Below are 14,811 nucleotides of genomic sequence, written 5' to 3' on the forward strand. Positions count from 1 at the left end.
GTTGTATAGCTAAGTTACATAATTAGGTTACATAATTAAGTTACATAGTTAAGAGGGCAAAATGTTACGTATTATCTCTTTTTTTATTATCTTATTATTAGGTCTGCCACTGTTTGCTAAAGATAAACCGGTATTAACTGTCTATAGCTACAGCTCTTTTCTATCGGAGTGGGGACCGGGCAATAAAATTAAACAAGACTTTCAAACGAAGTGTGACTGTTTAGTTAATATGGTGAGTATCGATGATGGGGTGATGATCCTAAATCGCTTAAGATTAGAAGGTGAGCGGAGTAAAGCTGACATTATTATTGGTCTCGATACTAGCTTGATAGGTCAGGCTAACAAGGCTGATTTAATTCAGCCCCATCAAATGACAAGACCCACTAATTTAGCTATAGATTGGTGGGATAAGCAATTTATTCCTTATGATTATGGTTACTTTGCTTTCATCTATAACAAAGAGCATATTACTTCACCACCACAGAGCTTTGCCGAACTACTTAATCACCCCGAGTGGAAGATCGTTTATCAAGATCCCCGTACCAGCACGCCGGGGCTAGGTTTACTACTTTGGGTTAATAACATTTATGCGCAAGATTCTGCCAATATCTGGCAAAAACTTGCCAAGCAAACATTAACGGTAACCAAAGGATGGAGTGAATCGTATGGCTTATTTTTGCAAGGTGAAGCCGATTTTGTGTTAAGTTATACCACATCACCCGCGGTACACATGATTAATGATAACGATCATCGTTATCAAGCCGCAATATTTGATGAAGGCAATTATCGACAGATAGAGCTCGCGGCGATAACTAAGTATTCCCAGCAACCAGAGCTCGCCAAGCAGTTTCTGGCTTTTTTATTAACTCCTGCAGTACAACAATTAATTGCTGAAAAAAACATTATGTATCCAGCAGTTAATACCACTGTACCAGCGGCTTATGCCGAAATACCGCAAGTAACTAAATCGTTATCATTTAATGAAAATGAGGTGTTTAACAATCAAAAAAAATGGATTAAACAATGGCAACGAGCCGTCAGCCAATAGCGGCGTACTTACCGGGTATAATGGTGGTGATATTTATCACTACCATTGTTGTGAGCGCTCTAGCCTCATTATGGTGGTTCGCTTTTACTAATAGCGATGAACCTTTTTATTTTGATAGCTACCTTTGGCAAATTATCTTATTTACCTTTATACAAGCTACATTATCAACGATTATATCCGTCATCTTAGCGGTATTTTTTGCTAAAGCGATATATCAAAATCATTTCATTGGTAAAGCATGGCTGCTACGGCTGCTATCATTAACCTTCGTATTACCGTCATTAGTTGTTGTAACAGGTTTAATTGCGGTTTATGGCGCTCATGGCTGGATTGCTAAATTATGTCTGTATATGAACATGGATTATTCATTCTCGATTTATGGATTAAATGGTATTTTAATTGCGCATGTTTTCCTCAATTTCCCTTTTGCCAGTAAATATTGCTACCAATCATTATTATTGATCCCTAATCAACAAAGGCAGCTAGCAGAACAACTCGGTTTAAGCCCTGTATATACTTTTCGCTATTTAGAGCTACCAGTATTAATTAAGCAGCTGCTACCTCTTAGCGGGCTTATCTTCATGTTATGTTTTTCAAGCTTCGCGATCGTTTTAGCGCTTAGCGGTGGGCCTAAATATACCACGATAGAAGTTGCCATTTATCAAGCTGTACGCGATTTTGAGCTTAACCAAGCCGTCATTTTATCATGTATTCAATTACTCTTTTGTTGTGGTTTTTTATTACTATTAAAACGCTTAGAGCCTAAAAAATCACCACTTTTGATTAATAATAACCAGCCTTATGTTAGTCGCCGCAATCAATGGCAAAATTACGGTAGTTATAGCATCGTAGCCGTTGGTGCTTTATTTATTAGCTTGCCATTATTAACGATTGTTTTTGAAGGAATTTATCATGCTTCCTATCTTTTTTTGACGAAATCACTCGTTGTTGCAACATTTACCTCGATTATTGTTGCGGTATGCTCGGCCGTGTTGGCGATGTTGCAAGCCATTTTGCTATTATGGACAAATAGTCGATTACAATTTGTGGGCAAAAATAAGCTAAGTGAAATATTAATGCTATTAGGTACACTCATTTTAGCTGTACCGAGTATGGTGCTATCAGCGGGATTCTTTATTGTATTTTATCGCTTTAGTGACACATCAGGAGTTATCTTTATCTTAGTGGTGATTAGTAACAGCCTATTAGCATTACCGTTTATTTTAAAGCAACTCTCAGTACCGCTAACTGATTTGACTAAACAATATGGCTTTTTGAGCCAATCACTTAATATCAAAGGCTTTCGTTATTTTTATTTAATTGAATTTAAGGCACTAAAAAAATTATTTGTTTATAGTTTTACCTTAGCGTGCATTATGTCGCTGGGCGATTTCGGTATTATAGCACTGTTTGGTGGGCAGCAATTTATGACCTTACCTTATTACCTTTACGAACTCATTAGCCATTATCGTTACCCAGAAGCATCATTTAGTGCACTGTTATTATTGCTAATTAGTTTTTTATTTATGACACTATTTGAGTACTCCCATGATGATCGAACTTAATCAGGTTGTTTATCTTTATGATGCTAAAAAAATGACGTTTAACTTTAGCGCTGAGCGAGGTGAAATTGTCACTATACTGGGTCCGAGTGGCGCAGGTAAAAGTACCCTATTGAGTTTAATAGCGGGTTTTATTCGCCCTACATCAGGCGACATTCTATTAAATCATCAAGATCATACCAATACGATGCCAAGTAAAAGACCCGTATCAATGCTGTTTCAAGATAATAACCTATTTACACATTTATCGGTGGAGCACAATTTAGCATTAGGGCTATCACCAACCTTAAAGTTAACTGCGGCTCAGCGTCAGCAATTAACGTTTATTGCCCAACGGATTGGGTTAGATGATTATTTGGCGGCTTATCCCTCTCAACTTTCTGGCGGGCAAAAACAACGCGTTGCGATAGGGCGCTGCTTATTGCAACGTCGCCCCATTTTACTGCTTGACGAGCCATTTTCTTCGTTAGATCCTAAACTTAAAAAAGAGATGATTGAACTGATGCAGCAAATTCAGCAAGAGTATCAATTGACCGTTTTAATGGTCACTCATCAATTAGACGATATTAGCGCGGTTAATAATCGCTGCGTTGTGATTGTAGAAGGGCGAATTATATTTGATGGCAACTATGACCACCTCCAAAATAATAGCGATATTGCTGCCTATTTGGGGTTGGGCAGTTAAATTAACTTTTATCCAGCTATTTTAGTCATAGTTTCATTTTAATGCTAAGTTATCGCATTAAATAAAAGCATCAAATCCTGCCACATATTTGGCCGGTATAAATTCAATGATCTCGTAGTTAGCAATGTGGTGTAAGGAAAAAGGGTCCGCTTGTATAATATCGATTACCTGCGCTTTACTTTCCGCTCTACACAGTATAACGCCGCCTATTCGAGGCTCTTGTGGGCCAGAAGCAATAAAATGACCAGAAGCATAATGCTCATCAAGATAATCGCGATGCGCGGGTAAGTATTGTTCAACTTTATCAAGTGGCTGTTGGTAAGTTAGTGTAATAATAAACATAATATTTTTACTCAAATGAAATCAATAATTGTATTCGCAAATTAGCAACGAGCAAGCTAAAAATAACAATTTTCAAGCAAAATATATTTTGCTATTTTAATTAAATCATTATATAACTTTGACAGTTCAATTTTTAATGATAAAAGGTGAGTGAAATGGAGCAACAAATCGGATTTATTGGACTTGGTAATATGGGCAGTGCAATATTACAAGGCATTTTAGCCAGTGGCACCGTTTTACCATCACAACTGCATGTCTATGATATTAACACCGAAGCAACTGACTCGTTGACACAACAATTTGCTATCAATGTTTTGGACTCAGCAAAAGGTGTGGCTAGAGACGCCGATATTGTGTTTATTGCCGTGAAACCCCATCATGCACATGATGTGTTAGTTGAAATCCAAAAAGAGCTTAAAAAATCAACCGTAGTTGTATCTATTGCTGCTGGTATTACACTAAAAGCGATTGAAAAAGTAATCGGTTATGAGCAAAAAGTTATTCGGGTTATGCCAAATACCCCAGCATTAGTCAATTCAGCAATGTGTTCGATTACCCCAAATACCGAAGTTTCGGCCGAAGAGCTACTAACGGTAAGGGCGTTACTCAATTGTGTTGGTCTAACAGAAGTCCTGCCTGAATACCAAGTTCATTCGGCAACGGGGATCGGGGGAAGTGCGCCAGCATTTGTATTCATGTTTATTGAAGCATTAGCCGATAGTGCAGTTAAAGGTGGCATGACACGCAAGCAGGCTTATAAATTTGCGGCACAAACGGTTATGGGCTCAGCCAAATTAATGTTAGAAACCGGTAAACACCCTGGTGAATTAAAAGATATGGTCTGTTCGCCAAGTGGAACGACGATAGACGGTGTTCAGGTACTAGAAGAAAAAGGCTTTAGGGCGGCGGTGATGGACGCGGTTGAAGCTTGTATTAACCGCTCTAAAATTCTTAGCGGTGAAAAATAATCCTATTTAATCGATTGGCTCATTAACGCGCGAGCCAATCGCCATTCTTTTTATAGCAAATTTACTATATCAACCAACTAATTAATTAAATATTTCGTAATTTATTCTCTTCGTTAACATAACGATAGAGCGCCATATAATATTCCAAACTTAAAAACTAAATTTAGATTTTTAGTTTGATAATAGTAATTTTAATTTTTTTTAAATTAAAATTTATTGTAAATAATTTGAAATTATTTTTTTTCTTTGATTTAATGGCGAAGATTTTTTATTTATGATAAATCATGCAATCTATTTCAAATAAATACTAATAAGGAAAAATTTAATGCGTTTTAAGCAGTTAGCAATCGCTATTACATTAGCGTCAATTTCAACCGCAGCTCTTGCTGAAAATACTGGATTTTATGTGGGCGGTAAACTTGGTGCCAGTATTATGCAATCGAAAGATATTCAATCGCGTGGCTATGATCGTACTAATACTGATTATGACTATATTTTATTGGGGAATAAGAATAAGGCTGTTTTCAATATGGGAGTCAATGCTGGTTATGACTTCAACGTGTCTTATCAACTGCCAATTCGTGCCGAACTTGATTACACCTATCGTTCAGATGCTAAAATTAGTACATCGGAGTATGTTTTCTCATCAATAGCTGGTAATGCTGGTGGTGCTTATAGTGATGAAGATGCTAATTTAAAAATTGGTCAATCGACATTAATGGTAAATGGCTATTATGATTTTTATAATAGCACTGACTTTACGCCTTACGTCGGTGCCGGGCTTGGCATGAGTTTTATTAAATATAAAGATGAATATACTAATGTATCAAAAACACAACTAGCCTGGTCTGCTATGGCTGGTGTAAGCTATAAGGTAATGCCTGATTTAACAGCAAGTCTTGAGTATCGTTACCTTGACAGTGGTAAGGTGAAAGATAATGAGAATGATGGTGATTGGCAAGACAAACATTCAGCGAAACTGAATTCAAATGATATCAGCATTGGACTTCGTTACGCATTCTAATCTAGCTATCGATAGGGTGTAATTTTACTATCGATAATTATGACAATCTAGTTTTGTAATGATAATTACAAAACTAGATTATTTTCAAATAGCTTTCCCACTCAAATAATCTTTTATAGCAAACCATGCTAATGACTTAATTAGCGTAATATTAGCGTACATATAACCATTAATAGCAGAGTAGCTAACGCGATAGTATATTTGCGTTTTACTCTATACTGTTTGGTTTGTCCAAATCCTGAGTCGATGTGACGGTGTTTGTTACTATAATAGTAATAAATAGGCAAACCAAGTAGCGTTACAATAATAGAGATAACACCGTTTAAGGTTTGGTAAATTAGCATGCCATAAATAACATAAGCTGCGCCGCAGATCGCAATTAGCGGTATAATTGGATAGCCAATCACTTTATAAGGTCTTGGTACATTAGGGAATTTTTTGCGGCCAATGATAACGCCAATAAAGGTTAATAAATAAAAAATCCAGATCGAAAACATCGATATTTCTGATAATCGATCGGCATCAAGTAACGTGACATACAAAAATGCTAAAACAGCTAACAATAAAATCGCATTAATCGGTGAGCGGCTATCATCATCAATGGTGCTAAGGAATTTTGCGCCAATAATATTACCACGCTCGCCCATACCAAAAATCGTACGCGACAAGGTCATGATATAACCGTTAATTCCCCCTAAAATCGATACCATAATACCTACCGCAATAAGGTTACCGCCAAGCTGACCAAACATATGTTGCGAAGCAACGGCTGAAGCATCATGCCCAAGCGAAACCATTTGTTGAACTGGTAAAATTTTAAATAGTGCAATATTGATACAAGCATAAACAATAATTAAAAATAGGATCCCTAAAATAATCGCTTTCGGCAAAATCTTAGCAGGGTTATTTATTTCCCCTGCGACTGATGCGACTTGCGCCCAACCATCATAAGCAAAAAGTGTCGCAAGGATCGCTACCGCAAATGGCGCCATTGATTCAATACCTTGACCGCTGGCGTTAAATATTGCTACTTGGCCATTACCTTTAAACAAGCCAAACACGGTGAGTAACAAAATAGGGATCAATTTACAGATGGTAGCAATCGTTTGTAAGTAGGCAGCTTGCTTTACACCAATCGCATTAATAACGGTGATAAAACCTAACACCGCAATACTAACCACCATTTGATAATCATCTGAAATCGCAAACAATAAACAAAACACCGAGCTAAAATAACCAACTAATGCCCCAACAAGAGCGGGCGAAAAAATAATAGTAATCATCCAGCCATACAGATGGGCAACTTTTGGACCATAGATTTTTTCTAAATAAACGAGTAGACCGCCAGTACGAGGGAACATGACACCCAATTCACATAGAGTTAATCCGCCACAAATAGAAACGATACCACCAATAATCCATGCCAATAATGCATAATTATAATCACCAGCGATTTCGAGTACGGCAGGGGGTTTCATAAAGGCACCGGCACCAAGTACCATGCCAACAACTAAGGATAGAGCTGAAACAAGTCCTAGATCTTTACGTAATTTGTTTTCTATATTATGGTTTTTTTCAACATCTGCCATGCAGATCTCCTAAACGAATAGCTTTTGTAATGGCACAAATACCTATTAGCCATTATAAAAAAGTAGTCTCATTTTTTTGATTGAGGGCTATTTTAAAGAAATTTATCACACAACGCACCGATTTTTATCGATTATGACGGTTTACTATTATACGTTGCTCTCTTTCATTAATCGTTAAGCTATTTATTTGTCTCAAAAAAAATACTATAACATTTTCATTTATTTATATTTTTTATAAAATTAAAGAGTTGATATTCGCTATTTTTGCATTAAACTCGCTGCAGTTAATATCAATTAGGTAAGTGGATTTGAAACGCTCGCTCGTAAAAACGATAGAATTATATTTTGCACGAACTATTTTTATCCGCATTTATTCTAATTTCATCTCCTCCATTTGGGGGATTTTTTTTGTCTAAAACTTAACTATCACACTCGTTAAAAATGGGGATTATTATGACTAATAAAGATGTTCTATTAGCAAGTAGAGATCAGAGCTTAAAAGCTTTCTTGATGAAGAGTATTAAAAATCAAGGTGGTTGGATTAATGCGCATATGCATGCCGATCGCGCTTTTACCATCTCTCGTGATAGTTTTGATATCTACCAAAAGCAAACGCTAATTGAAAAATGGGATACATTAGATAAACTAAAAGCAGCCATGACTGAGGATGATTATTATCGTCATTTTAGCATGGCGGTTGAACGTATGATTGAGCAAGGCGTCACGGCGATGGGATCATTCGTTGATATTGACCCAATTGCACAAGAAAGGGCAATTAGAGGAGCCCTTAAAGCGCGAGAAAACTATAAAAAAGAGATTATTATTAAATTAGTTAATCAAACCTTAAAAGGCGTGATTGATAAAGAGGCGCGTTATTGGTTTGATAAAGGTGCCGATTTAGTCGACATCATCGGTGGGCTACCAAGACGTGATGAACGCGATCATGGGGTAGGAATGGGGCTTGTTCATTTGGATGTATTAATGCAAACGGGTAAAAAACTCGGTAAAATGGTGCATGTGCATGTGGATCAATTTAACTCTCCGGATGAAATTGAAACCGAACAATTAACCGACAAAACGATTGAACACGGTATGCACGGTAAAGTTGTTGCGATCCATAGTATTTCCATTACGGCTCATAGTCTTGAATATCGGCAAAAACTTTATACTAAAATGAATGAAGCAAAAATGATGGTTATTGCATGTCCGTTTGCTTGGATTGATAGCCCAAGACGTGAAGATCAGGGACCAACACGAAATTCACTCACTCCAGTAGATGAATTGTCCGCGGCAGGAATTCCTGTTGCGATAGGGACTGATAATATTAGCGATTATATGTTACCTTTCTCAACGGGCAATATGTGGGAAGAGTTAAAGCTGCTGGTAACGGGGTGTCGCTATACCGATTTAGATAATGTTATCAATGTTGCAACAACAAATGGCCGCCTTGTATTAGGCATATAACAAGTTATCAACATTTAAATGATAGGTTAATTAATGAAAAACGCAATTATTCCTTTTTATGATCCATTATTAAGTTATGAAGATAATTACCAGCAGGGGCCTTTTGGTGATTTTGCTCGTCAGCCTAAGCATATCATTGAGATGGCAAAACCTACACATTTTTTAAATTTAGCGGTAAATTTACCATTTGGTATTCCCGCAGGTCCTTTACTGAATGCAAAGTATGTCAAAGCGGCTTTAGCATATGGCTTTGATTTATGCGTTTACAAAACAGTGCGCACCAAAGCACATAAAAGTCATCCATTACCGAACGTATTATCAATCCACCCTAAAGGACAATTATCTCATCAAGTTGATACCGTGCTTGCTGATCGTAATTACCCATCGCCTATTTCAATTACTAACTCATTTGGTGTACCATCATTTGACCCTGAAATTTGGCAAGAAGATTTAGCCGAAGCGGTGACGGCAGCTAAAAAGGGCCAATATATTATTGGTAGTTTTCAAGGGACAATCGGCAATCAAGCAACGATAGAGAAGGATTATGCTTTAGCTGCCCGTTTGGTCGCCCAAACCAACGCGCCTATTCTTGAAGCTAATTTAAGTTGCCCTAATGAAGGTGTACACAAATTGCTCTGCTTTGACTTTGATAAAGTTGAACGAATTGCCAAAGAGATTAAACATGCCGTGCCCGATAAGCCATTATTTTTAAAGTTAGCCTATTTTGCTAACGATGATGATGTAATGCCATTACTCAAAAAATTACAGGGTACAGTTGATGGATTTAGTACTATTAATACGCTGTCAGCAAGACCTATTAATGAAGTGGGGCATCCTGCACTTGGTGATGATCGGCCAGTCGGCGGTGTATGCGGTGATGCTATTCGTTGGGCAGGGCTCGAGATGGTCAAACGCTTGGTACGATTGCGTAATGAACTTGCAAGTAATTTTGCCATTATCGGTGTTGGTGGGGTTAGCTCGGCTTTACACTATCAACAATATATTGATGCAGGTGCTAATGCGGTAATGAGTGCAACAGGCGCGATGTGGAATGCCAATTTAGCTTTTGATATTAAAAATAGCCTTACCAAGTAACCGTATCAATTATTTTAACTATCTACCCAATCGACAGGAGATAAATATGAGTAAGTTAAATATTGTCGCAATTTTGACGATTAAACCAGAATTTAGTCGCGACTTTCAAATTGAGTTTAAAAAAGTCGTGGCAGCAAGCCGTAAAGAACCAGGTTGCATTCAATATGATCTTAATCAAGACACAAAAGACTCTCATACTTATATATTCACTGAATCGTGGCAATCAGCACAAGCGATTGATGAACACAACACTACCTCACATTACAAAAAATTTGCCGAATTTGCTGATGGTAAAGTAGCAAAAAAAATAGTTCATATTATGAAACAGGTTATTTAATTGATTAGCGACAATTCTCACTTCTTTACATATATAACTGCTATTCCAAAAATTAAGCCGTGTAGGCTCATTCTATTTTTATAAATCAAAATTAACACTAAAACCATAAATATATGGTTTTTTTGTTTTTTTACGCATTTAAAAATAATTAAGTATTGAATTTTATTGTTTTATTTACTATATTGAGCGGTTTGATATTTTAGTAACGGTAAAAGTATAAAAATGCGAGTTATAACCAAGATTGTATTAGCCATACAAATCCTATTTCCCTTATTTGTTAGTGCGAGCTCTGTCTCGTCTGCCATCGAGTTGGATGCAGAGGCCACCAAAAATCATGCCGCACTGTCAAAGGTTAAAAGTCGTTTACCCGAATTAGCGAGCGGGTCAAAATTTGATAGCCATTTTTCAAGTGAAGACCAGTTTGCCTCGGCTCTATCGCAAACCGGTCAGATTATGTCGGGTGATAATCGTCATGATACCGCTAAGAATTGGCTAGAAAACTCAGCGTATGGCTATTTAAGCGGTCAAATGCAAAGCTGGCTTAATCAATATGGTAATAGTCGTATTCAAATTGATAACAGGGCCTTTAGTGCTGAACTGTTATTGCCGTTATTTGAAAATAGTCGTCATTTAATTTTTTCTCAATCTCGACTCAGTCGAGAGGATGAAAATAGAAAAACGCTAAACGTCGGATTAGGCTATCGACACTTTGCTGATGAGTGGATGTGGGGATTCAATAGTTTTTATGACCGAGATTTAAATAACAATAATGCGCGATGGGGAGCGGGTTTAGAGCTTGGCGCTAATTATGTCAAACTTGCAACCAATGGTTATTTTCGTTTAACGGATTGGCGTCAATCAAAATTAGCTAACTTTGCCAGCTATGATGAAAGGCCAGCCAATGGGTTTGATATAAGGGCGGAAGGGTTTTTACCTATTTACCCTAATATCGGCGCCAATTTACAATATGAAAAATATTTTGGTGAAAATATTAACCTTAAGAGGTCAAACTCACTAAGTAACCTAAAAGATGATCCAGAAGCTTACCGTGTCGGCTTATCGTATACGCCGGTGCCTTTAGTATCATTTAAGCTAAACCAAACGATGGGCGACGTTAATGAAACAATCGGCGCCTTTGAATTAAATTACCGCTTAGGTGTGCCGTTAAATCTGCAACTCGATAGTCAATTTGTTGCAGAAATGAGGACACTCAAAGGTTCGCGTTATAATTTCGTCGATAGAAATAATGCCATTGTAATGCAATACCAAAAGCAAGCCTTATTAAGACTTTCGTTACCAAAAGCGTTAGTCATGCGGGCAAATGAACCAGCACACTTGCAGCCAACGATCAGCAAAAATGAGTATCAAGTCGATCATATTGAGTGGTCAGCCTCATCACTAACCGCGAAGGGCGGGACATTAGTATCGACTAGCTCTTCTCCTTATTTGGCCACAATTACGATGCCGTTTTATGATGCAACCGACTCGTTGGATAGCAATCGTTATGAAGTTACGGCGGTAGCGGTGGATATCAAGGGTAATCGCTCAAATATGGCTACCACCCATATTACGGTCACACCCGCGGCGGGTAATGAAACGATTGCCAGTATCGATATTTCACCAAGCTCGGATATTGTTGCTGATGGTGAAATAGCTGGGATCGTGACCTTACAGGTAAAAGATACCTCGAGTGGGCAGGCATTAGCGGATGTTGCGGTTGATTTTAGCTTAGAGAGTTACGATGGTAAAAAAGTCAGTGGCGTTAAACTTGATGGCAAGGACGAGGCAACCTTAACACGAATAACCGACAGCAAAGGGTATATCTCTTTTCCTATTACCAGTGTTAAAGCGGGTAATTACCGATTAAATAGCTCAATTGATGGGCGAGAGCCAACTAGCAGTGATATTTCATTTATCGCCGATAGCCGTTATGCACAAATCAGTGAAAATAACATCACGACCATTGGCGATAGTACCATTGCTAATGGAGTGGAGACCTACCGCCTAAAAATCAGAGTCACCGATGCGAATGATAATGGTATCGCAGATCAACTTGTTGATATCACGGCGGATAATGACGCTGTGGTTGCGCCAGTTAAGCCGACAGATCCTAACGGTGAAGTGATTGCCACAATTAGTAGCACCAAGCCCGGCTTGAGTAATGTTACGGCAGCGATTGGTGAGTTTAAACAGGTTTTTGCAGTTGACTTTACGATCAACCGTGTTCCAGCGCAGATTGCCGATGGTGCGATTAGCGTAGAAACTAATCATGCGGTCGCTGATGGAGTAAATACAAATAAAGTTAAAGTCAAGGTCACCGATACTGAGGGTAATGGCTTAGCAGGTAGAGTAATCAGCTTAACAGCTGATAATAGTGCGGTGGTAGGTACAATCAGCCCAACCGATGTTAATGGTGAAGTGGTTGTGACGCTAAGCAGTATTAAATCTGGCTCAAGTAATATTAAGGCGAGAATAGATGATTCTACACAAGCGTTCACAGTTGATTTTATTGCCGATAGCAGTACCGCGCACTTCGATGACGAGTCATTATCTTCCAGTTGGGATTCCTTTCCAAAACCTAATGGAATCGACTCGCACCATATAACTGCAAAAATTGTTGATGCTAACGGCAATCCAATTGGCGGTACTGCGGTTAATGTAACTGCGAATAATGGGGCAATAGTTGAGTATTCTGGTTTTGCTAATGAAGCTGGGGAGTTAAGTATACGTGTAACTAATAAAAAACCTGGTGATACAATTACGACCCTATCAGTAGGTAAATCACAAAAGACAGTATTGCTTAAATTCTGGTCGGATAGAAGTAAAGTTGAAATTAAGGCTGACTCACTAAATGTGATAACTAATGGGGCCTTAGCAGATGGAGTAAGCACCAATAGCGTTAAAGTAAAATTGACTAATAAAGATGGCGAGCCGGTGGAAGGAGTATTAATTGCCTTAACGGCGGATAACGGTGCCATCGTGGGTCCGATTGATTTTACTGATCAAAATGGTGAGGTGATTGTCACATTGACGAAAAAAATAATAGGCACAAGCACGGTTACGGCAACATATATAAATCCTAGCTCCAGAGAAGAGAGTAGCCAAAAAACTAGCGTTTATTTTATAGGGCATGATAAGGGTGCTCAGATTGATAACAATAATTTTACGGTTATAGATGACGGCGCGATCGCCGATGGTATAAGTTCTAACCGTGTTAAAGTCAAAGTAATCGATAAAGACGGTAATCCATTAGCGGGAGAAGTTGTTTATTTGACCGCTAATAACGATGCTATCGTAAATGATGTTGATTTGACGGATATAAATGGTGAAGCGACTGCAACGCTAACCAGTATGAATGCTGGAGAGAGCGTAGTGACCGCTATCGTTGGCGGATCTAAACAAACAACGATAGTTAATTTTGTTGAAGATAGTGCTATTACTAATATTAGCAATATTTCTCTTTCACTTATCAAAAATGATGCAGTAGCAGATAGCGTAAGCACTAACAGTATTAAAGTTAAAGTACTTGATGCCAATGGTTTTCCATTGAAAGGGAAAAAAATTAAGTTGAAATCATCTCCTTTAGATTTTTATCAGAAAAATAACCTTGTTTTTGGTAACATTAATCCAACGGATGACAATGGTGAGGTGATTATTACTTTAACTAGTAGTCACTCTGGTGGGCATGAAATTATTGCTAGTATGGGTGAATTAGAAGAGCGTATTAATGTTAACTTTACCATAAATAACCGTACAGCTAAAATTGATGATATTTATGCAGTAAATAGGAACGCAATTGCAGATGGTATCAGTTCTATTGTAGTAACAATAACAGTAACTAATGCGGATAATAAGTGGTTAGAGGGGCAAGTTGTTAACGTAATCGCTGATAACGGTACTGTTGTAAGTGCTATTGAACCAACTGACAATTATGGTCATACATATGTGACATTAACAAACACATCGATAACGAATTCGACAGTTAAGGTCTCTCTCACAAACCAAGAGGGCCAAACAACGAGTGAGGAAATCAACGTAACTTTTAGTGCTGATAGCAAGAGTGCTCAAATTGATAGCGGAAACTTAACCGTTATAAGTAATGGTGCGGTAGCAGATGGTGTAAGCACGAATAGTGTCAAAGTTAAAGTGACTGATGCAGAAGGTCATCCACTCGCTAACCAAGGCATTAGTTTAGATACGCATATGATCTTTGATTTTGACAAAATAGATTTAACCGATGAAAATGGAGAGGTGATTGTGATGTTAACTAGTCACATTGCAGGCGATTATCTAATTACTGCGTTTATTGGCGAATCTAAACAAGAGGTAAAAGTTAGTTTTATTGCAGATACTAGCACGATATCAAATTATTTAACGTTTGCTATGGAAAAAGATGGTGCATTGGCTGATGGGATCAGTACTAATAAAATTATCTTTATGCTACTCGACGGTAACGATAATCCAATAGCGGGAGAAAAAGTTAATTTTACTGCTGATGATGTAACCTTTGGTGAAATAGGTTTAACTGATCAAGATGGTATTGTAACAGTAAATCTGACGAGTAATAAATCAGGTTATATCCCTATAACAGCAACTTATGGTTCATTTAAAGGCACAATTAAAACCTATTTTAGCCCATATATTAAGCCATAGGATTTAGATACGTATTTATATTTAATTAAGTATTATTATAGATA

General features: G+C 37.7%; 11 protein-coding genes. 9 read left to right on the plus strand and 2 right to left on the minus strand.

Annotation, left to right across the window (positions count from 1 at the left end; translation table 11 throughout):
• Positions 1-61 precede the first annotated feature (61 nt).
• Genes thiB through thiQ form a run of 3 tightly spaced genes read left to right on the plus strand, consistent with a single transcriptional unit; the run spans position 62 to position 3,295 of the window.
• Positions 62-1,048 carry a thiamine ABC transporter substrate binding subunit gene (gene thiB / locus RHO12_02100; protein WVD66573.1) on the plus strand — a complete coding sequence of 329 codons (987 nt, stop codon included), beginning with the start codon at positions 62-64 and terminating at the stop codon, positions 1,046-1,048.
• A complete protein-coding gene (gene thiP / locus RHO12_02105; GenBank protein WVD66574.1) occupies positions 1,024-2,613 on the plus strand; it encodes a thiamine/thiamine pyrophosphate ABC transporter permease in 1,590 nt (529 codons plus the stop codon). The genes thiB and thiP overlap by 25 nt, the downstream gene beginning before the upstream one ends.
• Positions 2,597-3,295 (plus strand): thiamine ABC transporter ATP-binding protein ThiQ, encoded by a 699-nt coding sequence (thiQ, locus tag RHO12_02110; protein WVD66575.1) that lies wholly within the window; start codon positions 2,597-2,599, stop codon positions 3,293-3,295. The genes thiP and thiQ overlap by 17 nt, the downstream gene beginning before the upstream one ends.
• Before the next feature lie 57 nt (positions 3,296-3,352).
• Here the strand turns inward: thiQ and RHO12_02115 are convergent, their stop codons facing one another.
• Positions 3,353-3,637 carry a YciI family protein gene (locus tag RHO12_02115; protein WVD66576.1) on the minus strand — a complete coding sequence of 95 codons (285 nt, stop codon included), beginning with the start codon at positions 3,635-3,637 and terminating at the stop codon, positions 3,353-3,355.
• A gap of 155 nt (positions 3,638-3,792) precedes the next feature.
• Between RHO12_02115 and proC the strand changes: the two genes are divergently transcribed.
• Positions 3,793-4,605: a pyrroline-5-carboxylate reductase gene (gene proC, locus RHO12_02120; GenBank protein WVD66577.1), complete on the plus strand. Its 813-nt coding sequence runs from the start codon at positions 3,793-3,795 to the stop codon at positions 4,603-4,605.
• Positions 4,606-4,930: 325 nt separating this feature from the next.
• On the plus strand, positions 4,931-5,629 hold the full coding sequence (locus tag RHO12_02125; protein WVD66578.1) for an outer membrane beta-barrel protein: 699 nt from the start codon (positions 4,931-4,933) through the stop codon (positions 5,627-5,629).
• Positions 5,630-5,769: 140 nt separating this feature from the next.
• Here RHO12_02125 and RHO12_02130 read toward each other — a convergent pair whose 3' ends face one another.
• Complete coding sequence (locus RHO12_02130) at positions 5,770-7,218, minus strand: amino acid permease (GenBank protein ID WVD66579.1); 1,449 nt, start codon at positions 7,216-7,218, stop codon at positions 5,770-5,772.
• 453 nt (positions 7,219-7,671) lie between these two features.
• On the opposite strand from RHO12_02130, the gene RHO12_02135 reads away from it, so the two are divergent.
• The 4 genes from RHO12_02135 (at position 7,672) to RHO12_02150 (ending at position 14,767) form a co-directional block, all read left to right on the plus strand.
• On the plus strand, positions 7,672-8,682 hold the full coding sequence (locus RHO12_02135; GenBank protein WVD66580.1) for an amidohydrolase family protein: 1,011 nt from the start codon (positions 7,672-7,674) through the stop codon (positions 8,680-8,682).
• Between the two features lie 33 nt (positions 8,683-8,715).
• A complete protein-coding gene (locus RHO12_02140) occupies positions 8,716-9,777 on the plus strand; it encodes a hypothetical protein (protein WVD66581.1) in 1,062 nt (353 codons plus the stop codon).
• Positions 9,778-9,823: 46 nt separating this feature from the next.
• Complete coding sequence (locus tag RHO12_02145) at positions 9,824-10,114, plus strand: putative quinol monooxygenase (protein WVD66582.1); 291 nt, start codon at positions 9,824-9,826, stop codon at positions 10,112-10,114.
• Positions 10,115-10,336: 222 nt separating this feature from the next.
• Positions 10,337-14,767, plus strand: a complete 4,431-nt coding sequence (locus tag RHO12_02150) for an Ig-like domain-containing protein (GenBank protein ID WVD66583.1) — start codon at positions 10,337-10,339, stop codon at positions 14,765-14,767.
• Positions 14,768-14,811: the final 44 nt, after the last annotated feature.

The organism is Orbaceae bacterium lpD02, from assembly GCA_036251875.1.
In the GTDB taxonomy this organism is placed as follows: Bacteria; Pseudomonadota; Gammaproteobacteria; order Enterobacterales; family Orbaceae; genus Orbus; species Orbus sturtevantii.

Bases quoted from the DNA above. Each gene is read 5' to 3' on its own strand.
- proC (WVD66577.1), top strand. From the start codon at position 3,793: ATGGAGCAACAAATCGGATTTATTGGACTTGGTAATATGGGCAGTGCA.
- RHO12_02150 (WVD66583.1), top strand. From the start codon at position 10,337: ATGCGAGTTATAACCAAGATTGTATTAGCCATACAAATCCTATTTCCC.
- RHO12_02125 (WVD66578.1), top strand. From the start codon at position 4,931: ATGCGTTTTAAGCAGTTAGCAATCGCTATTACATTAGCGTCAATTTCA.
- RHO12_02130 (WVD66579.1), bottom strand. From the start codon at position 7,218: ATGGCAGATGTTGAAAAAAACCATAATATAGAAAACAAATTACGTAAA.
- RHO12_02135 (WVD66580.1), top strand. From the start codon at position 7,672: ATGACTAATAAAGATGTTCTATTAGCAAGTAGAGATCAGAGCTTAAAA.
- RHO12_02115 (WVD66576.1), bottom strand. From the start codon at position 3,637: ATGTTTATTATTACACTAACTTACCAACAGCCACTTGATAAAGTTGAA.
- RHO12_02145 (WVD66582.1), top strand. From the start codon at position 9,824: ATGAGTAAGTTAAATATTGTCGCAATTTTGACGATTAAACCAGAATTT.
- RHO12_02140 (WVD66581.1), top strand. From the start codon at position 8,716: ATGAAAAACGCAATTATTCCTTTTTATGATCCATTATTAAGTTATGAA.
- thiB (WVD66573.1), top strand. From the start codon at position 62: ATGTTACGTATTATCTCTTTTTTTATTATCTTATTATTAGGTCTGCCA.
- thiQ (WVD66575.1), top strand. From the start codon at position 2,597: ATGATGATCGAACTTAATCAGGTTGTTTATCTTTATGATGCTAAAAAA.
- thiP (WVD66574.1), top strand. From the start codon at position 1,024: ATGGCAACGAGCCGTCAGCCAATAGCGGCGTACTTACCGGGTATAATG.